Consider the following 19,896-nt stretch of genomic DNA (forward strand, 5'->3'; position numbering starts at 1 on the left):
CATTTGAATAGGCATTTAGAACCATCTCCCATCTATTTTTACATAAACGACCTAAAAGTCGAATTATGTAAAAAGTTTCGCCAAACTCTCAAAAATTGGACAAATGCTACCGATAACTTATAAAGCGGAGTCTTATCTCCCATCTTACACCAACATTTTTCGACATTGCCTGTTCGTTTTTGTATGTAGAGAGAAAGTCCTTACAGAAAAAAGAGCACTTGCAAAAATTTTGGACGAATGATCGGATAGGACCTAAGCGCTACTTATTGGGGGAGGATTTACAGCATGCTAAAGAGTCTTAAGCAAAAGATGATTACAATGATTTGTTTGCTCTTGCTAGTCAGTCTTGGATCCGTTTTTGCCGTAACTTACAGTCGGTCATCTGACTTGCTGCAGGAGAGCTTGGACAAGGAAGCTCAGCTTAGCGCGGAGAAGCTTGCGCTTCAGATCGACCAATTTCTTGATGTGGAGATTGCCAAGGTGGAAAGCATCGGGAAATTCATTACGGGTAACAAAGAGCAGGATCTGCAGTTGATTCAGGCTGCGCAGGAAGTGAACAAGGAATTTGAGACCTTCTTCTTCTCGTACGATTTGACGGGGAAGAACGTCATTAACTTTCTGGGCGAGGTGACCGACGTGTCCGACCGCGTCCATTATCAGGAAGCCGGGAAGGGCGAAGGCAAGCTGGTCGTGTCGGAGCCGGTGCTTTCCAAACGGACGGGCAATAACATCGTTACGATGATCATTCCGCTGATGAAGGATGGAAAACAGTACGGCTACATGGGCTCCACCCTTCCGATCAACGAAGTTCAGAAAACAGTCTCATCCCAAACGTTCGGAGACACCGGATATGCCTTTCTTCTGAGCAAATCGGGGACGTTCATGTGGTATCCGCAAGAGGAACTTGTCCTTCAATCCAACGTGAAGGACGTTAACAGCGCCGGATTAACGAAGGCCTACGAAGAGGTCAGCCAGGGCAGACCAGGCGAGTTCGATTATGTATTGGAAGGTACCGAGTATTCGGCGGCTTATGCACCGTCCAACTTGAACTGGGGGGTCTTCGTGACGGCACCGACCCATGAGCTGAATGCTCCAATCAAGGAGATGTCGTTTACGTTAGTCATTATCTCGGTTGCGGCCCTGGTCGTATCCGCCGCTGCAGCAATTTGGTTCACGGCCCAGATCGTCCGGCCGATCCGCAGGCTCAACACGGCTGTGAAGGAAGTCGCAGCAGGCGATTTGACCAAGACCATTCAAGTTAGCGGCAAGGATGAGGTGGCCGTTCTTTCCAGCGATTTCAACCAGACGGTATCGCATCTGAAGCATCTGGTCCTCGGCGTGAACGATTCCTCCCGCCAGGTCATGTCGGTGACGGAAACCGTCTCGAGCGGGGTCGATACGGCCATGGACAGCGTGGACCGAATCGGATCCTCCATTCGCCAAATTGCCAGCGGAGCGCAAGCTCACGCCTCAAGCTCCAACGAAATCGCGACATCCATGAGCGACATGGCCAGCGGGATCGTCAAAATCGCCGAGACATCCTCGATGGTGTCCGAAGCCGCGCAGGAAGCTGCTAGCCAAGCGGAGACCGGATCGGTTGTCGTTGAGCAAGCCGTGAAACAGATCGGCAACATCGGCGCGGGCACGTCCAAGGTCGGCACGGCGATTGAGCGTTTGAATGAGCGCTCCTCGGAAATCGAGCAAATTCTGAGCTTCATCACGGAAGTCACCTCTCGAATCCGGTTGCTGTCCCTGAATGCTTCCATCGAGGCTGCCAGAGCGGGCGAGCATGGACGCGGCTTTGCGGTCGTGGCTGAAGAAGTCAAGAAGCTGGCGGGACAGTCCGAGGTTTCGACCGATCAGATAGCGAAGCTGATTACGGAAATTCGCGAGGACACAATCAACGCCGTACAGGTCATGGACGTCAGCCGTAAGGATGTACAGGACGGCATTGCGTTGATTGAAGATGTGCGCGAGAAATTCGATAACATTCTGAATGCGACCCGCAACGTGGCGGATCACATTCTGGAAGTATCGGCAGCATCCGAAGAAATGTCCGCTGGATCGGAACAGGTCAGCGCTTCGGTTGAAGAGCTGAAATCCATTGCGGATCTGACTTCCAATGATGCACAGAACGTGACGGCTGCCATGGAAGATCAGATTGCAACCATCAAGGAGATTTCAAACTCCGTAAAACAACTGGAGACGGTCGCCCAGGAGCTCAGCAAAGAGCTCGGCAAATTCAGTCTCTAGCATTCCCTGGATCTTACGGACCGCGCGTAAGGGTACTTGAGAGGGGGGATGCCTGGAAGGAAAACGGCTCAAATCGCAAGCGTGCAAGGCAGTAAGTCAGAGGAAGTACAGGCAAGAAGAGGTTCGACGTTTCAAGGCAGATCGATGCCGCTGCCCACCAAGGGGCATCAGGAAGTACAACTAGAAGAAAACTGGAGGAAACGAAAACATGGCTAAAAATTGGAAAAAGGTATTACTGGCAGGGGTAGTCAGCTTATCATTGGTAGCAACGGGCTTTGCGGCAAACGAGGTCCTCACATCACCGGAGGTATCTGCTAAATCCGCTTCGGCCAATGCACCTGGTCAACTGAAGAAGCAAGCGGCTTCCCAGCTTGACGAAATTATCGAAAGAGGCTACATCCGGGTTGGTATGACAGGGGATTACAAACCGTTTACATATTTGAATCCTGCTACAAAAGAGTATGAAGGTTATGACGTTGACGCCATGGAAGAGCTCGGTAAAGACCTTGGCGTGGAAGTACGCTACGTCAACACGACTTGGTCCAACATGATGAAGGACTTGCAAGCTGATAAGTTCGACATCGCAGTGGGCGGCGTTACCCGTAACACGGCTAGACAAAAAACGGCTTATGTATCCCAAGGGTACATTTCCTTCGGCAAAGCTCCATTGATCCGTGCAGAAGACAAAGACAAATACCTGACGGTTGAAGACATCAATAAACCTTCGGTTCGCATCGGCGTGAATCCGGGCGGAACGAACGAAGTATTCGTGCGCGAGCACTTGACCAAAGCGAATGTGACGGTTGTACCGAACAACCTGGATATCCCGCATTTGGTAGCAGACGGTACGTATGACGTGATGATCACCGATACAATCGAAGCGATCACGTATGCGAAGGCGGATTCCAGACTGTATGCCGCTTTGACGGACAAGCCGTTCACGAACAGCGAAAAAGGCTACATGATTCCTCGCGGCGACTTTGAATATGCAAGCTATCTGGAAATGTGGATCGACGAAATGAAGCTGCAAGGCAAGTTTGCGGACATTCATAAAAAATGGCTGGAGTAGGTTGGATCAGGCTATAAACAGATAGCCAATCCCTGCCAGCAGATCAGGTTGAAGAACCTGATCTGCTGGCTTTTTTGTTTTGTTCAATAAGGGGAAGAGAGCGCCGCCTCGGCGTCCGGGAGGTTTACCAACCAAGCAAATAGGGTAGTAAATTAACATGGACATCGACCATATAACATCAGGATAGGAAACGGGGGGCAGACCATGAAGCTAGCTAAATGGATTGCGGCGTGTTTGATGACCGTATGGATACTGACCGCTTGCGGCGCTCAAGAGGACTCAGGACGCGTGCAGATTGAGTTTTTTCAGAACAAGCCTGAAGCTAAAGGCTCCTTTGATGCACTCATCGAGAAATTTAACGAATCCCAGTCCGAGATCAAGGTGGTTCAGGTAAATCCGCCGGATGCGGAGACGGTGCTCAAGACAAGAGTCGTCAAGAATGACATTCCCGACATTATCGGCATGGGTGCAACCGATACGTATTCATTGCTGGCCCAAAGCGGCATATTTATGGATTTGACGGATAACCCGCTGCTGAGCCGGGTGGATGAGACTTATGTCCAGATGCTGAAGGACGTAGCTGGCATGGACGAGGTTACGGGCATTCCCTATTCCACTAACGCTAACGGCGTCATGTACAATAAGGAAATTTTCAAGGAGCTGGGGCTCAGCGTTCCTAAGACCTGGGACGAGCTGCTGGCTACGGCGCAGAAGGCCAAGGATGCGGGGAGAATCCCGTTTTATTTCACATATAAAGACGATTGGCAGACGGTGCTGCCGTTTAACGCATTGGCTTCCAACCTGGAAGGCATTGAATTTTACATGGATCGGCGGGAAGGCACCGTAACGTTTGCCGAGAAATACCGGGAGATTGCGGAGAAACAGCTCGCGCTGATGGATTATGGCCATGGGGACAACTTCGGCAAAAACTATGCGGACGGGAACCGGGATTTCGCGAGGGGAGAATCCGCCATGTATATCCAAGGAACCTGGGCCATACCGGAAATCCGGAAGGCGAATCCGGATGCGCCGATCGGCTTCTTTCCGCTGCCGACCGGCGATCGTCCGGAGGAGAATAAACTGATTTCGGGCGTAGATACCTTACTGGCTATTTCCGAGGATTCGAAGCATAAAAAGGAGGCTCAGCGTTTCATTCAATTTTTGCTGGAGCCTGAGAATAGCAAGCAATATATAACGGAGCAAACGCTGTTCTCCACCGTGGAGGGCGTGAAGCAGGAGGATCCCGCCGTCGCAGAGCTGCTGCCTTATCTGGAGCGGGGCCAGGTCATCGATTTTGCCGACCACTACATTCCCGCGGCGGTGCAGCTGAACTCGGTGATCCAATCCTTCCTCCAGAACCGGGATATCGACGGGTATCTGAAGAAGCTGGACACCGAATGGGACAAGGTAGCTGACAGGCGTTAACGGGCGGAAGGCGGTATTTTCTTCACACGATATCCAAGAAGCATTGAGGAGGACCCAACATGAACAAGCGGCTTATGCCTTATTACTTGATGACCGTGCCGGCGGTCGTGCTGTTCTTCGTATTTCTGACGCTGCCGGCTTTGCAGGGGGTGTATTACTCCTTCACGAACTGGAACGGATTCGGAGAAAACTTCGATTTCATCGGTTTCAAGAATTACGTCAATCTGTTTAAGGATGGCAACGTGGGCAATGCGTACTGGTTCACATTCAAATTCGCGGTCGTGGTCACCATCCTCATCAACATCTTCAGTCTGCTGATTGCCATGGGACTGAACGCCAGAATCAAGGCGAGGAATTTCTTTCGGGGCATCTATTTTCTTCCGAATATTCTGAGCGTGCTGATTGTAGGTTACATATTCAACTACCTGTTCTCGAATGTGTTCACCATTTGGGGACAGAACCTGGGGATCGGGTGGCTGTCGACCAATATTCTGGGCAGTGAACAGCATGCTTGGATCGGCATCGTGGTGGTCGCGGTATGGCAGGGCATTGCCTACAACACGATTCTGTATCTTGCCGGACTCCAGACCATTCCCAGTACGCTTTACGAGGCTTCCAACCTCGATGGAGCGAACCGCTGGCAGGAGTTCTGGAAAATAACGTTTCCTCTGATCGCGCCGTTCTTTACGATCAACATGGTGCTGGCGATGAAGAATTCCCTGATGGTCTTTGATCAGATCGTAGCCCTCACCAACGGCGGCCCGGGGCGGGCAACGCAGTCCATCTCCCATCTGATTTATACCGGCGGCTTCGAGGGAGGCGAGTTTGCTTACCAATCGGCTAACTCCGTGATCTACTTCATCCTGATTGCCACGATATCGATTGTGCAGATTCGGTTCCTGCAGAGAAGAGAGGGGGACATGTAATGCGGACGAAAACCAACTGGACGGTGATGATTCTCATCACATTGGGTACGATATTAATCCTGTTTCCGCTGTATATGACGATCACGATTGCGCTCAAAACGCCGGAGGACATGCTGGCATCTGTGTTCGGCCTGCCGAAAGACCTGCATTTCGAGAATTTCGCGAACGCCATAAAAATGACGAATTTCTTCCATGCGCTGGGCAACAGCGCCATGGTGACAACGGCAACGGTGGTGCTGACCCTGCTGACGAATTCGCTCGTCGCTTATGCCATTGCCCGCAATATGAACCGGAAGTTCTTCAAAGGCTTGTACTTCTATTTCATCAGCGCGATGTTCATTCCGTTTCCGATCATTATGCTGCCGCTGGTCAAGCTGACGGCCGGGTTCCATATGACGAATCTGGTCGGGCTCACCATCCTGCATACCGTCTATGCCTTGGCGTTTAACGTATTCGTGTACGTAGGTTATATCAAATCCATCCCGGTTGCGCTGGAGGAAGCGGCCCGAGTGGACGGCACGTCGACTTGGGGAACATTCTGGAGAATCATATTCCCGATTATGGCCCCGATCAATGCGACGGTGGGCATTCTGATCTGCCTATCGACCTACAATGACTTCCTGCTGCCGCTCATCATTATCAGCGATACGAATTCCTATACGCTGCCGCTGGTGCAGTATATATTCCAAGGGCAGTTCAACACGGACTTCAATCTGGCCTTTGCCTCCTATCTGATGGCGATGCTGCCGATGATCATTATCTATCTGTTCGCGCAAAAGTGGATCATCAACGGCATTACGCAGGGGGCTGTAAAATAAGGCAGCTTTGCATTTCCTAGGAGCACTTAGTCCTCTCAGCCCTTCGCTGCAGCAGGGGGCTGCGGAGCCCGCAATCAGCAGCATGTCCTTGTGCGACCCATCATAACGAAAAGCTGTATTCCGGCATGATGTCATGCCTGGAATACAGCTTTTTTGCTGCCGCCAGGGTTCCAATAGGCGAAGGATCCCCTGGTTTATGGCGTGTCCTTATTATAATTGCAGCATTTCCCGCTTCTTCGCATCCGGGTCCTCGATGATCCTGCTGTCGTTGTTGAATATCATCGTGGAACGCGAAACCGGATCATAAGCAGGCCACGGCAGCGCCTCCGTATCCGGCGAGCCGCTGCGCGCAAATGCAATCCAGGCATCCTGCATCCGGTCGGACAGGGCTTGCGTGGCCGCATCGACTTGAACGCCGATGTTCTCAAACAGCGCCAGCGTGTTGAATACAAACGGGATTTCCAGGGCATGCATCGCTTTGCCGAGCACCGGATGGTCCGGCAAGGTCCAATCGAACCGGTACATCCATACCGGCGCGTGTTTGCACTGCGCGGAAGCGAATTGCAGGGCCGAGCGCCAGAAGTACAGGTCGGTCATAATCTGGGCATGCCCGTCGATGCTGTACGGGTATTCCTTGGTGATGGGAGAGGCATCCTCAATGCCGGTCATCATCTCCACGGTGCGGACTAGAACGTCTTCCTTCACAAGCGGCATGTCCGGCCGGAAGAACAAAGCCCCCTCATCAAGATTCGTTCCGATCAGGATCGGCACGTCCTTGGCCCATCCCGATTGAACGGCCTGCAGCGGATCATGCGGCAAAGTGTCCGGTTCCAGAACCGGTTGAAAGATCATGTTGACGCTGGGTCCGATCCGTTTCTTCAGCCGTTCCCCGGCTTCGAATATCGACTCGCCCGTCAGGGAATCCAGCTGATGGATATTGTCAGGCGTAATGTCCAGCTCCTTAAGCAAGCCGGCTGTTATCATCCGTGCCTGTTCCGGAACCATGACCTGGGCAGCGCCGCTCTCCATGATCGCCCGGTGGAACAGTCCCTTGGCTGCAGGCATCGCCAGTAACGCTGCAATGCTCATGCTGCCCGCTGATTCCCCGAATACCGTAACCCGCTCCGGATCGCCGCCGAAGGCCGCGATATTGTCCCGGACCCATTCCAGGGCAGCGATCTGGTCCAATAAACCGGTATTGGAGGAATAGGTTTCACCGTATGGAGAGAGATGGAGAAAGCCGAGGGGACCCAGCCGGTAATTGAGGGTAACCACGATCACGTCTCCGCGGAGAACGAAGGGCGCGCCGTTATAGCTTGGCAAGCTGCCCGAGCCTGTGACAAAAGCGCCCCCGTGAATCCATACCATGACGGGCAGCGGCTCCGCTGGCATGTTCCGGGGTGCCCACACATTGAGATATAGGCAATCCTCGGATACCGTCTTGGTCACGCCGCCGCCAAGCATGCTGGATGTGGATTCAAGCGGCTGAAGGCACATGGGACTGAAAGCGGTGGTTTCTCTAATCCCGTCCCATGAATCGGGGGGCACAGGAGAACGGAACCGCAGCGGGCCAACCGGTGGCTTCGCATAGGGAATTCCCTTCCATACGCGCACTCCGTTTTCCGTAAGGCCTTGAATGCGCCCGTCTTTCGTTTGTACGACAAGTTCTGACATGTTCTCGCTACACCCTTTCTCTCTGCTCTATATATACACTTTACCAAGTTAGCGGCATAAGTTCAAAAAAGCACGAATCCTGAGGAATACAGGCAGGAATGTCATGTTACATGAAGAATGTAACAGGGTGGGCGGTATCGCGGACGGCGGATACGGCATCACCTGATGATCCATGTCATTATAGGCATACTGGAGGGATAAGCATGAACATAGCGATATTGGGCTGCGGCACGATGGGGACGGCCTATGCGCACAATTTGGCGAAAATGCCGGGAGTAACGGTGACGGGCGTGGTCGATATAAACGCCGAACGAGCGGAGCGCGCTGCAGCTTTGACCGGGGCGAAGGCATACACGGAAGTAGAGTCGCTGTTTGAACAAAAAGATTTGGAAACGGTTGCGGTGTGTCTGCCCACCTATCTCCACAAACCGTCTGTACTGAAACTGGCTGAAAAAGGGCTGCACGTCATCTGCGAAAAGCCGGCAGCATTAACGCTGGAGGATGCGCAGGAGATGAAGGCGGCCTGCGAGAAGCACGGAGTCCGGTTGTTTATCGGACATGTCGTCCGGTTCTTCCCGAACTATCACGATGCCTATCGGCAGGCCCGCTCGGGGAATATCGGAACGCCGAAGATGGCTCACTTTAAGCGGTACGGTTCCTACCCGCAGGGAATGGATGGATGGTACAACGACCCTGGCAAGAGCGGCGGCGTCATCATGGATCTGATGATTCATGACATCGATTTTGCCTGCTGGCTGTTCGGGGAAGTGGAGTCGGTATATGCTTCGACCGTGAAGCGGACCGAGCCGCAGATGGAGTACGCCCAGCTTACGCTTCATTTTAAAAATAGCGCCATCGCGAGTCTAACCGGATATTGGGGGTATCCCGGTCCATTTACGACGCAGTTCGAGATCTCGGGAGACCAAGGCATCGTACGATTCGACAGCAATCAGGTACAGTCCCTGGACTTGAAATTGGCTAGCGCCGAGGCCGGGGAGGGAGCTGCTGTGCAGGTTCCTTCCAGTCCGAGCCTCCATGACCCTTATTATAACGAGGTGCAGCATTTTATCGAGTGCATCCGAAACGGCAGCGAGCCGCTCGTCAGCATCAAGGATGCTTGCTACGCCGTTGAAATCGCTCAGGCAGCGGAGCAATCGGCACAAACTGGACAGCCCGTGATGATCGGAGGGACGGTTTCATGAAAAAGGTGAAAGTAGGGTTTATCAGCTTTGCCCATATGCATGCGGCAAGCTATCTCTTCGGCATGCTGAAGCGGGATGACGTCGAGGTAATCGGAATCGCGGATGAAGACGCGGAGCGCGTTCGTCCTTACTCCGTGGACCGGGGGATTCCGTATTATGCCGACTATAATGAATTGCTGGCACAAGAACTGGATGCCGTAGTCATCTGTTCGGAGAACGCGCGTCATGCGGAAATTACCAAACGCGCCGCTGCGGCGGGCAAGCATGTGCTTTGCGAGAAGCCGCTGGGCCTATCGGAAGCCGAGATGCTGGAGATGATTCAGATATGCAAGGATAACGGCGTTCAGCTCATGACCGCTTTTCCTTGCCGATATATTTCGTCCGTACGTCAGGCGAAGGAAGCGATTGACGCAGGGCAGATCGGTGACATTTTGGCTATGAAGGGAACCAACCGGGGAACCATGCCGGGCGGCTGGTTTATTGAACGGGAGAAATCGGGCGGCGGCGCCGTATTGGATCATACCGTCCATGTGATGGACCTGATGCACTGGTTTACCGGCAGCAAGGCCGAGGAAGTGTACGCCCATGCGGAAACGCTGTTCAACGATACCGAGATTGACGACGCCGGCATGGTCCACGTCAAATTCGCGAACGGCGTCGTGGCCGTGCTGGACCCAAGCTGGTCGCGCAACCGCACCTTCCCGACATGGGGGGACGTAACGCTTGAGATCATCGGCACCAAAGGCGTGCTGAACATTGATTCTTTTGCCCAGAAGAACGATGTATACAGCGATGTGACCGGTAAAGCGTCGTGGAGCTTCTGGGGCGATGATATGGACGAAGGCCTCGTCAACAGCTTTGTCGAAAGCATCCGCGACGGCAAGCCGGTCGAAATTACCGGGGAAGACGGCTACCTCTCCGCCCGGGTTGCCATTGCAGCGTACGAGTCTGCGAGCACCAAGCGCACCGTTCAGCTGAAGCCGCAGGGATAGTGCGGTTTTGCCGATAAAGCCGGGGAGCGGGAAATTCCCGTTATGTAATGTGAGCGTGCAGGGATTCGTCCTTGAAGAATAAGCAGCAGCGCAATCGTCTTTAGGATGACATGCCTGCTTCCGGCCGGAAGCGCCGCTGCCTGTGAAGTGCGGGTCTATGCCTTTGTTAGAGGCGCAGTCTGGCCTCTTTAGGATAGGAAGTCATTCCATCTTGAGGATGGAGTGATGGCAGAGAACCTTGCAATTTAAGCTCCTTCGATGTTCGTAATCGAGGGGGCTTTTTTATATGAGAACAATGGGACTTCAAGGGACTTCAAAGGATGAGCGTCCCTGAATCGCAAGCAGAGGGACTCCGCTATTTCCGGCAAGACCTCCGAGAACATGAGCGGACCGACGGTTTTCTTAAATTGGCAAAAAAGATCAAAAACGCTTTGCTCCCTTTTGGTATCCTTAATAACAAAGGAGGGCCTGACCTTGAGTACCCAGCGTATTATCCAAAAGAGCATCGCGTACATGGAGCAGCATCTGGAGGAGCAGCTGACCCTCGCGGATATTGCATCCTATGCCGGTTTTTCGCCGTATCATTTCCACCGATTGTTTCGGAGGGAGGTCGGCATGAACATCGCGGATTACCTTAGAAAACGAAGGCTCTGTTATGCGGCGCAGCTCCTGCTGCACACCGAGGCTGCGATTATCGACATTTCCCTGCACTGTCACTTCGAGAGCCAGGAGTCGTTTACGAGAGCATTCAAAAAATTGTACGGTATGCCGCCGGGGCGTTACCGCAAAATCTTTGCGGTTCATGCCCATCATTCACATTATCCAAAAGGAGAGGATCACATGCAGCAGCAAGCTCAATCCCCATTAAAAGGCTGGTTCCTAAGCGGAAGCCACCCTCAAGATTATGAGATCGGCGTCGATCGGACCACCGTCCACCAGGGAAGTACCTCGGGTTACTTAAGAGCCCTTACGCCGATGGAGGATGGCGCTTTTGCAACCATGATGCAGCAGTTCAAAGCCGGCAAGTATGCGGGCAAACGGATGCGGTTCTCCGGATTCGTCAAAACCGACAACGTGAAGGACTATTGCGGACTGTGGATGCGCGTCGACAATCGCGCTGAAGACGTGCTCCAGTTCGATAATATGAACAATCGGCGCATCGTCGGCAGCACGCACTGGAATCACTATGCCATCGTGCTGGACGTGCCTGAAGATAGCGCCACGATCTCGATCGGCGTCCTGCTTATGGGGGCAGGCAAGGTGTGGGTGGACAGCTTCCGCTTTGAAGAGGTAGATCTCAGCGTACCGACGACGAACCTTGACGTTCACTATGAGCTGCTTGAGGAGCCCGCCAATTTATCGTTTGAAGAGTGAAGCATGCGGGGATGCGCCCGTCTACGGAAATGATTGATCTTGGCTCGTCGCTGGATAGGGGATTCCCCATACAACCATTAGGCAGAAGTCTCTCCATACCGGAGGGATTCTGTTTGTTGCCTTGGACGATGGCTTGCATCATGATATTCCTGGGGGGATGTTTGACCGCTGAATACTGGCCAGATCGAGAACCATTTAAAGCATGAATATAGCCAAAAGGAGGGTGTGCCATGCAGGTGATTACACTATGCGGCTCCACCAAGTTTAAAGCGCAATTTCGAGAAGCCGAAGCTTCGCTTACGCTTAGCGGACATATCGTCCTTAGCGTTGGATTTTTTGAGCAGAGCGACGGAATCGAGATCACGGAGGAGCAGGAGCGCAGGCTCAAAGAGCTGCACTTCCGCAAAATCGATATGTCCGACGAAATCTTTGTGATCGATGTGAACGGGTATATCGGCGAGAGCACGCGGGCCGAGATCGAATACGCCAATGGGCATGGTAAACAGGTGCGGTATTATTCAAAGGAGCGGTTAGGTGCAGCGACCCTGTAATCGTGCAGGCAGTGCAACCGATATTGCGCACTAGGCTGGTATCTTATAGGCGCTGCAAAAGCGATACAACTCCGGGTTACGCGGTCAGTTCGAAGATCGTTGCTACGATCCATCGGTTTAAGGCGCCAATACACATTTAAGCTGTTATGAAGCGCGTGCTGCCTACTGTCACGGTGCGAGGAGTGTGATCTTCTGCAGTAGAATAGCTAATAGTTGATGATGTAGCGTCAAAATAGCTGGACAATTGAAATTACCTAATAAAGGAATTGTACGATGAATCATGGACTAACCAAATAACCGGATGAATTGACTCATTATGTATCAGAGTAACTGAATTTATAATCTGGAATATAGAGTAACTGAACTTGTTATCGTGGAGTATTGAAGTAACTGGATCTTAGCTCATCAGGTACAAATAAGGGAAATAAAAATGGAGTATAACCTTAAAGTAACTGAATAATCGATGGTTTGTACTTTAAAGTAACCGTATCTTTGATCATAACGTACCAAAATAGCCGAATATCTCACATTGCGCATCGCTAGCGGACACAGCGGACCTTATTTGATGAGAAATAAGGGGATTCGTAAATGTTTCGGACATGAGATCCGTTATTCTCTGAAAACAGGCGGATATCGAACCGGAATTCGTAACATAACGGATCTGGTGTCCGCTTATATTGAAATTCAGGCGAATTATTGAAAATAACGGATCTCTGGTCCGGATCAACTGCATCGTGCACACTGCCCTCTGGCCGACAGTGCGTGGTCCGGAGCATGCTTGGACGTCTGTCGTCCGGCCGCTCGCCTGACACCATCCGGTTTTCACCCCCTTGTCGCCACCCCCGCCAAAAACAGTTGAGATACCCGCATCCTTGTCAACAGGCTGTTCCGCTATGCCACCGTGGCAAAACCAATCAGCCTACTGCCATGCTGCCGTAGATTAAACCAATCGGCCTGTGCGGCCATGCTGCCGTAGACTAAACCAATCGGCTCCGGGTCGAAACCACAGCAGGTGTCACGACTAATAACGAGCGTGCAGCAACGCCGATAACAAAAGGCAGGTCAAGATATGAAATCTTGACCTGCCTTTTTTACCCCAAACACAGCTGCTAATATGAAGTGCCGCTCAGCTCGAAGCAGCGGAGCGAACGCATCGATTCCGGAAAAGCGGAGCGGTCGGCTGAAAGCTTTCCAACGGAAAGCTCGCTTCGGAAGCATATGCTTTGTCCCCGGATTTCTTCTTCTAATCAATTATTTCGGAAATCCGGGGACAACAGCGATTGGAGGAACGATACGTGCGCGGAGCGTCTCCCAAACTCTAATGGTGCTGTAAGGCTGAGCTACTAATTACAGATAAAGCACCAACGCAATAATGGCAGCGAGCACGATCCGATAGATCGCAAACGGTACCAGCTTGATCCGGTTGATCAGCTTCAGGAAGAAGCGGATGGAGATCAAAGCGAAGACGAAAGCCGCCACGAATCCGGCGATGAAGAACGGAAGAGCCTCCAGCGTGAAGTATTCCCAGTTCTTCAGCAGCGACAGGAAGCTGGCCCCGAACATGATCGGCACGGCCATGATGAACGTAAAGTCCGCCGCCGCGCGGTGGCTCATGCCCAGCATAACGCCTCCGGAGATGGTGGAGCCGGAGCGGGAGAAGCCTGGCCAGAGCGACAGACACTGAATCAGCCCGACGCTGAATGCCTGCCTGTACGTAATTTGATCGACAGTCACCACTTTCGGCTCTTTTTTCGAGCTGACCTTGTCGGCAACGATCATGAAGATGGCTCCGATCACAAGACCGATCAGCACCGTTTCGGTGGAAAATAAATGCTCGTCAATGAGGTCCTCGAACAAGACGCCCAGAACGCCGGCCGGAATCAAACCGACGATAACCTGGCTGAGTCTCAGTCTGCCCGTACCGGCCGGTACGCCGGCTTCGGGCTTTTTGCGCTTGAGTCCCAAGAGATCCAGGAAGCGGTCCTTGAACACCACGATGACGGCGAGAATGGAGCCGAGCTGAATCACGACCTTGAACGTGTTGGCTACGTATTTCGTCAGAAACTCCTCGGATTTCAGCCACATGTCATCCACGATGATCATATGGCCGGTAGAGGATACAGGAGCGAACTCGGTCAGTCCCTCGACGATTCCCAGAATAATTGCTTTGAGGATGGTTAAAAAATCCATGACCTGCGGTCTCTCCCTTACTTAAAAATGTAAAATGTAATGATATGAATGATGCATGGCATGAAATGCGTGGTTCCAGCTTAAGCCGATTTTCTCCGCTTGCGGAAGAAGAAGAACAGGAATGCGATCACGGCCACGGCTATTACAGCATAAGCGATATTGGAATAGACGTCCATGAAGGCGACGATATTTTCCCATGAATCGCCGACGGCGGCCCCGACGGATACCAGAATGACGTTCCAGATCAAGGTACCGATGGTCGTAAAGAGCAGGAACATGCCGAACTTCATGTTGGACATCCCCGCCGGGATGGAGATCAGGCTCCGGATCAGCGGAATCATGCGGCAGAACAGCACGGTCCAGTAGCCGTATTTATCGAACCAGGCATCCGCCTTGCGGATGTCTTCTTTTTTGACGCGGAGGATATGCCCCCAACGGTCCACGATTTTCTCAAGCCGTTCGACATCGAGCAGGCGTCCGATCCCGTACAGGATGACGGCACCGACCACGGAGCCGATGGTAGCTGCGATAATGACGCCGGGCACCGTCAGTTTCGTGTAGGTTGTCATGAATCCGCCGAAGGTCAGAATGACCTCGGAGGGAATCGGCGGGAACACGTTTTCCAGGGCAATCATCAGCAGGATGCCGACATAGCCGAACTTCTCCATAATGTCCGTAATCCAGTTTTCCAAAAGTTACACCTCTTTCAAAAGATAAGGAGGCCTTTGCCATCCTTTATATAAGGGTCTGCTTCAGCTTGCGCAGATATTGGCCGCGGATGAAGAAAAAGTACAGGACCTGCATCATCAGGAAGCTGATCAGCACGATGCCCATTTCAGCCGCAATGGATAAATAGAAATAGCTTTGCAGCGCGATGAAGGCAAAGATGCTGTGCACGATCGCAAGTCCGATCGGTACAAAAAACAGCAGCGCGAGCTGTCCGGTAACGATCCGCCTGAACTCCCTGTCCGTCATGCCGAGCCGGGATATCGTGGCATAATGCCTGCGGTCAAAATCCAGATCGGCATAGAGGCGGAAGTACAGGAAACTTCCAGCCGCGATAAAGAACACCGTGCCCACAAGCAATGCCGCGAAGAGCAGCATGTTGTACAGGCTGTCCCGAAGGGCAAACAGCGTTCCGCTGACCGCCAGCGCAAAGGTCCGGTCCATCTCATAGCGCACGGCACCGCCCGGAGCCAAATGGGGAACGATCCCCTCCGTCTCCGTAAAATCGTCCACGTAGAAGCCGGTGTACCGTTCCTGACGGACCGGATCCGTGACGGCGGCAAAGATGTCGTCGCTGACGACAAGACCGCCGAAACGGGAATCGTCATCCATCTCCGGCAGCAAGTATTCCGGCACGCCGACATGATCGGAATAACCGATTTCACGCAGCCGGATGCCGGAATCCCGAAGCCGGTAAGAAGCGTAATCCCGGTTGCGGGTATAAGCCCTGTCGTTTTGCGAAGCAATGAGGACAAGGGCCTCCTCGCCGCTCGGCGGCTGCTCGTCAAACGGCAGTCCCGCCATCACGACGGCCGCCTTATAGTCGGAGAACGCGATCAGCGTCAACGGAATCTCCGATGGACCGGCCTGTGCGGATGCCGGTTCGGCATCCGTATATTTAACGCGAAACGATAGCGTTTCAAACGGTATTTTCCTCGACTCCAGATCCTGCCGGATTTCGTTCAAATGCTGCTCTTCGGAGGTATCTCCCGTTTTGGCGAGATAACCGATGGCGGCCGGGAAGTCCTCGTTGAACTGCTTCGTGAGCACCGGAATGGAGGCGAATACGCCTACCGAGCAAAAAGACACGGCCAGCACGATCGTTACCATCGAAAACATCTGGGCATGATCCTTCAACCGGTACTGCAGGCTGGATAGCGAGATCAGCTTGGTTCTTCTCCAGGTGAACCGGCGGCTTTCTTTCAGCCTGCGGACGAGAGCAACCCCTAACTGCGAATAAATCAGATAAGTGCCGATCATCGTCATCAAGGTAACCGGGAACATGCGCAGCGCGAGGGTCGATGCGCTTGTCGTGGCTGCCAGGCCGTAGCTGACAAGCAGCAGGACAGCCGCCAATGTAGATAACCACGGCGATGTTCTGGGCGCTGTTTTCGGCCGCTGTCCGGACTGGAACAAGTCGATGAGCGCTTTGGGCCGCAACAGCCAGGACGTGCACAGCGAGATGATGAGGAATAGCAGCGCGTAACTCGCGATCGTCAGACCGAGCGCGCGCAGACTCAGCCGAAACGGCAGGGGCGGGACTCCGAGAAAGGCCGAGCCTGCCATCAGGAACAGCTTGCCTGTAATGATGCCGAACAGGATGCCCGTGGCGATCGCGCTTACGCCGATGATCATATTTTCAAGAAACACCATCTTGTTAAACTGGCGGTCCGTCATGCCGTGCATGAACAGAATGCCGAACTCGCGCTTGCGGGTCTTCAAGAAAGCCCCGACGGAATACAGCACGAAGAAAAACGAGAATACGTACATAATCAGCTCAGCGCCAACCATCGCCTGGATCACGACCGGATAGAACATCTCGTCCGTGATGGAAGGGTGAAACAGGAACAGCGCGCACACAAAGAAAATCATGACGGAGAATGCGCTGCTCAAGAAATAGGCCGCGTAGGTCCGCTTGTTCCTCAGGACATTCCTAAAAGCGAATTGTCGAAAGGTCATGACTTCCTCCTCCCAGCAGCGCCAGCATGTCGATGATTTTCTGGAAAAAGGCTTGGCGGTTGTCACCGCAATACATTTCATTATATAGTTGACCGTCCTTGATGAACAAGACGCGGTCACAGTAGCTGGCTGCCACCGGATCGTGAGTGACCATGAGAATCGTTGCGGAAGCTTCTTTGCTCGAAGCGGAAAGCGTCTGCATCACTTCTTTGGAGGCTCTGGAGTCCAGGTTCCCCGTCGGCTCGTCAGCCAAAATCAGGGAGGGCTCCTGAATGAGCGCCCTCGCGATGGCGGTGCGCTGCATCTGCCCGCCGGAAATCTCATAGGTGTGCTTGTGCAGAATGGACCCGATCCCGAGCCGGTCTGCGATCCGGTTCAGCCGGGTGCCCATTTCGTCCAGCGGCATGCCCTCCAGCGTCAGGGGCAGGACGATGTTTTCCTCAACGGTCAGCGTATCCAGCAGATTGAAATGCTGGAAGACGAAGCCCAGCTCCCTGCGCCGAAACAGAGCGGTATCGCTCCTGCCGAGCAGATGGGGATTGCGTCCGGCTATGATCACTTCCCCGGCCGTGGGCTGATCAATGGTCGCAATCAGATTGAGGAGCGTCGTTTTTCCGCTGCCGGAAGGTCCCATAATACCGACGAATTCGCCTTTGGAGATGTTGAAGTGAATATTGTTCAGCGCTTGGAACGCCACTTTGCCCTCATAGATTTTGGATAGATGCTTGACGCTCAGGATGGGCATATCTTCACTCCTCTATAACGATGTTATCATTGTAAAAGATTCGTTTGCGTCCATGCCATATTCGTAACTTACAGTTACCTTACAACCTTGTAAGGTTTCTTTTGCCGGCGTAAGCAGATCGGGAATAAGCCACAGCGGCCTTAAATAGCTTGTACTGCCGAACCCTGCCATCTGCCGGTGGAATTCATTGTGCGATATGGCCCGCAGCATCCGCAAAAATGATGCGGACCGTCGTTCCTTCATCGACCTTGGATTCGATTTCGAAGGCATGTCCAAGCTTGTCGCATATTTGTTTAACCAGAAACAGGCCCATGCCTGTCGATTCCTGGAATCGGCGCCCGTTCTCTCCGGTGAAATAGGGATCGAACACCCGCGGGAGATCGCTTTGGGGAATGCCGATGCCTTCGTCCCTTATCTCAAGCACGACTTGATTCTCCCGGGTGTAGCCGTTGAAAAAGAGGGTGCCTTGTTCCTTCAGCGTATATCGAACCGCGTTGGTCAGCAGCTGCGTCAGCACAAAAGAGAGCCATTTCTCGTCCGTGGCCACCGTTAATCCGGAATCGATCCGGATGGACGGGTACATTCTCCGCCGGATAAACAGCCGCTTTTGCTCGGACGTGACATTTCGGACGATTCGCTGAAGCGGCAGGTTTTCCACATGGAAATCGCGCTCGAACGTATCGAGCCTGGCGGTATACAGCACGAGATCGAGCCCTTTTTTGAGGCGGTCCAGCTCGTCGCCGATCGCGGCAAAACGGGGGTCGTCATCATCCTGGAGAATCAGGTGAATGACCGAAATCGGCGTTTTCATCTGGTGGGCCCATTGGTTGATGAACTGCAGATGGCCTTCAATTTTATGCTTATAGTTATGCAGATCCGTGGTGTAATGCCGGAACTGGGTTTTCAGCAGCTGATGAAGCGCTTCGGCGAGCGGGGTGTGGGAGGATTCTGCCGAGGATTCGCCTGTGAGGGATTCTCCCGGAAGCGGCTGCTCCAACCGTTTATAGAAGGAACGGTTGGCAATGAAACGGAAGGCGAGATAGCCGACGAGCAGCAGCAAGCTGATGATGCCCGCGTACAAGCTGACCGTCAAATTGCGATAACCGTCCAGCCTATAGATCAGGGTAACGACAAGAAGCTGGGCGATGTAGACAATCATTAAGGGACGCTGTTCTTGCAAAAATAGTCTCATGCTTCGTCCCTCCAGCTCGGTACCAGTCGGTAGCCGCGCCCGCGCACGGTTTGAAGGCCATCCTCGATTCCGAGGGCGGCGAGTTTCTTACGGACGCGGGTGATGTACACATTCAGCGTATTATCGTCCACAAAGGCCTGATCATCCCATATTTTCTCCAGAAGCCGGTCCCTGCTGACGATCTGCTCGGGCTTTTTCATTAATTCGTCCAATATTTTGGCTTCGGTATGGCTGAGCTCCGCTTGGGTCGGTCCGAGCGAAACGGAGAGACGCTCAACGTCAAGCGTGAGTCCGGCGATGCTGAGGACCCGCTCATTCTGACCGGCAGCATAGGACCCGTAGGCCCGCCGGAGCTGGCTCTTGATTTTGGCCATGACGATCTCGTAGTCAAAGGGTTTGGTTATATAATCATCGGCACCGTTCTCCAGCGCCATCACCTGATCCATTTTCCCGTCGCGGGCGGAGATGAAGATGATCGGGCAGGTGGAGAGGCTGCGGAACTGCCGGCACCAATAATAGCCGTCGAATTTAGGCAGATTGATATCCAGAAGCACAAGATGAGGGTCATACGATTCAAATTGATCGCGCACCGTCTCGAAATCATGAACGGACTGCGTCGCATAACCGAATTTATGAAGATATTCTTTCAGCAGGCCGACCAGCCCGGCATCGTCTTCGACAATGAAAATTTTGAACATATCGATCATAGTCCCTTCATTTGACATTCTCGTACCGTCTGTATTGTACCAAATTGTCAGGATATAAGGAAAAATTGCGTGAGCGAAGACAGCAGGGCTTAG

Annotated in this window: 16 protein-coding genes; 9 read left to right on the top strand and 7 right to left on the bottom strand. The window is 52.9% G+C overall.

The window, feature by feature from the left end:
- Positions 1 to 285 precede the first annotated feature (285 nt).
- The 5 genes from GYMC10_RS03950 to GYMC10_RS03970 all read left to right on the top strand — a co-directional run bounded on the left by GYMC10_RS03950 (position 286) and on the right by GYMC10_RS03970 (position 6,491).
- Positions 286 to 2,253: a methyl-accepting chemotaxis protein gene (locus GYMC10_RS03950; RefSeq protein ID WP_012818963.1), complete on the top strand. Its 1,968-nt coding sequence runs from the start codon at positions 286 to 288 to the stop codon at positions 2,251 to 2,253.
- Positions 2,254 to 2,461: 208 nt separating this feature from the next.
- Positions 2,462 to 3,322: a transporter substrate-binding domain-containing protein gene (locus tag GYMC10_RS03955; RefSeq protein WP_012818964.1), complete on the top strand. Its 861-nt coding sequence runs from the start codon at positions 2,462 to 2,464 to the stop codon at positions 3,320 to 3,322.
- Between the two features lie 204 nt (positions 3,323 to 3,526).
- Positions 3,527 to 4,747 (top strand): ABC transporter substrate-binding protein, encoded by a 1,221-nt coding sequence (locus tag GYMC10_RS03960; RefSeq protein WP_012818965.1) that lies wholly within the window; start codon positions 3,527 to 3,529, stop codon positions 4,745 to 4,747.
- Between the two features lie 59 nt (positions 4,748 to 4,806).
- Positions 4,807 to 5,673, top strand: coding sequence for a carbohydrate ABC transporter permease (locus tag GYMC10_RS03965; RefSeq protein WP_012818966.1), 867 nt, complete (start codon positions 4,807 to 4,809; stop codon positions 5,671 to 5,673).
- A complete protein-coding gene (locus GYMC10_RS03970; protein ID WP_012818967.1) occupies positions 5,673 to 6,491 on the top strand; it encodes a carbohydrate ABC transporter permease in 819 nt (272 codons plus the stop codon). The genes GYMC10_RS03965 and GYMC10_RS03970 overlap by 1 nt, the downstream gene beginning before the upstream one ends.
- A gap of 210 nt (positions 6,492 to 6,701) precedes the next feature.
- Here the strand turns inward: GYMC10_RS03970 and GYMC10_RS03975 are convergent, their stop codons facing one another.
- A complete protein-coding gene (locus GYMC10_RS03975; protein ID WP_012818968.1) occupies positions 6,702 to 8,165 on the bottom strand; it encodes a carboxylesterase/lipase family protein in 1,464 nt (487 codons plus the stop codon).
- A 203-nt stretch (positions 8,166 to 8,368) separates the two neighbouring features.
- Between GYMC10_RS03975 and GYMC10_RS03980 the strand changes: the two genes are divergently transcribed.
- From GYMC10_RS03980 to GYMC10_RS03995, 4 genes are all read left to right on the top strand, one after another.
- Complete coding sequence (locus GYMC10_RS03980) at positions 8,369 to 9,367, top strand: Gfo/Idh/MocA family protein (RefSeq protein ID WP_012818969.1); 999 nt, start codon at positions 8,369 to 8,371, stop codon at positions 9,365 to 9,367.
- A complete protein-coding gene (locus tag GYMC10_RS03985; RefSeq protein WP_012818970.1) occupies positions 9,364 to 10,359 on the top strand; it encodes a Gfo/Idh/MocA family protein in 996 nt (331 codons plus the stop codon). Before GYMC10_RS03980 ends, GYMC10_RS03985 begins: the two co-directional genes overlap by 4 nt.
- Before the next feature lie 474 nt (positions 10,360 to 10,833).
- On the top strand, positions 10,834 to 11,733 hold the full coding sequence (locus GYMC10_RS03990; RefSeq protein WP_012818971.1) for a helix-turn-helix domain-containing protein: 900 nt from the start codon (positions 10,834 to 10,836) through the stop codon (positions 11,731 to 11,733).
- Between the two features lie 230 nt (positions 11,734 to 11,963).
- Positions 11,964 to 12,284 (top strand): hypothetical protein, encoded by a 321-nt coding sequence (locus tag GYMC10_RS03995; protein WP_012818972.1) that lies wholly within the window; start codon positions 11,964 to 11,966, stop codon positions 12,282 to 12,284.
- A gap of 1,347 nt (positions 12,285 to 13,631) precedes the next feature.
- Here GYMC10_RS03995 and GYMC10_RS04000 read toward each other — a convergent pair.
- From GYMC10_RS04000 to GYMC10_RS04025, 6 genes are all read right to left on the bottom strand, one after another.
- Positions 13,632 to 14,474: an undecaprenyl-diphosphate phosphatase gene (locus GYMC10_RS04000; RefSeq protein WP_012818974.1), complete on the bottom strand. Its 843-nt coding sequence runs from the start codon at positions 14,472 to 14,474 to the stop codon at positions 13,632 to 13,634.
- Positions 14,475 to 14,554: 80 nt separating this feature from the next.
- On the bottom strand, positions 14,555 to 15,166 hold the full coding sequence (locus GYMC10_RS04005) for a DedA family protein (RefSeq protein ID WP_009594880.1): 612 nt from the start codon (positions 15,164 to 15,166) through the stop codon (positions 14,555 to 14,557).
- Between the two features lie 43 nt (positions 15,167 to 15,209).
- The gene (locus GYMC10_RS04010) at positions 15,210 to 17,159 is read right to left on the bottom strand and encodes an ABC transporter permease (protein WP_012818975.1); all 1,950 of its coding nucleotides are present in this window, start codon (positions 17,157 to 17,159) and stop codon (positions 15,210 to 15,212) included.
- Complete coding sequence (locus GYMC10_RS04015) at positions 17,134 to 17,904, bottom strand: ABC transporter ATP-binding protein (RefSeq protein ID WP_012818976.1); 771 nt, start codon at positions 17,902 to 17,904, stop codon at positions 17,134 to 17,136. Before GYMC10_RS04015 ends, GYMC10_RS04010 begins: the two co-directional genes overlap by 26 nt.
- Before the next feature lie 184 nt (positions 17,905 to 18,088).
- Positions 18,089 to 19,096, bottom strand: coding sequence for a HAMP domain-containing histidine kinase (locus GYMC10_RS04020; protein WP_012818977.1), 1,008 nt, complete (start codon positions 19,094 to 19,096; stop codon positions 18,089 to 18,091).
- Positions 19,093 to 19,794 (bottom strand): response regulator transcription factor, encoded by a 702-nt coding sequence (locus GYMC10_RS04025; RefSeq protein ID WP_036664555.1) that lies wholly within the window; start codon positions 19,792 to 19,794, stop codon positions 19,093 to 19,095. Before GYMC10_RS04025 ends, GYMC10_RS04020 begins: the two co-directional genes overlap by 4 nt.
- Between the last annotated feature and the right edge of the window lie 102 nt (positions 19,795 to 19,896).

Origin of the sequence: Paenibacillus sp. Y412MC10 (assembly GCF_000024685.1) — a bacterium.
Classification (GTDB): domain Bacteria; phylum Bacillota; class Bacilli; order Paenibacillales; family Paenibacillaceae; genus Paenibacillus_AQ; species Paenibacillus_AQ lautus_A.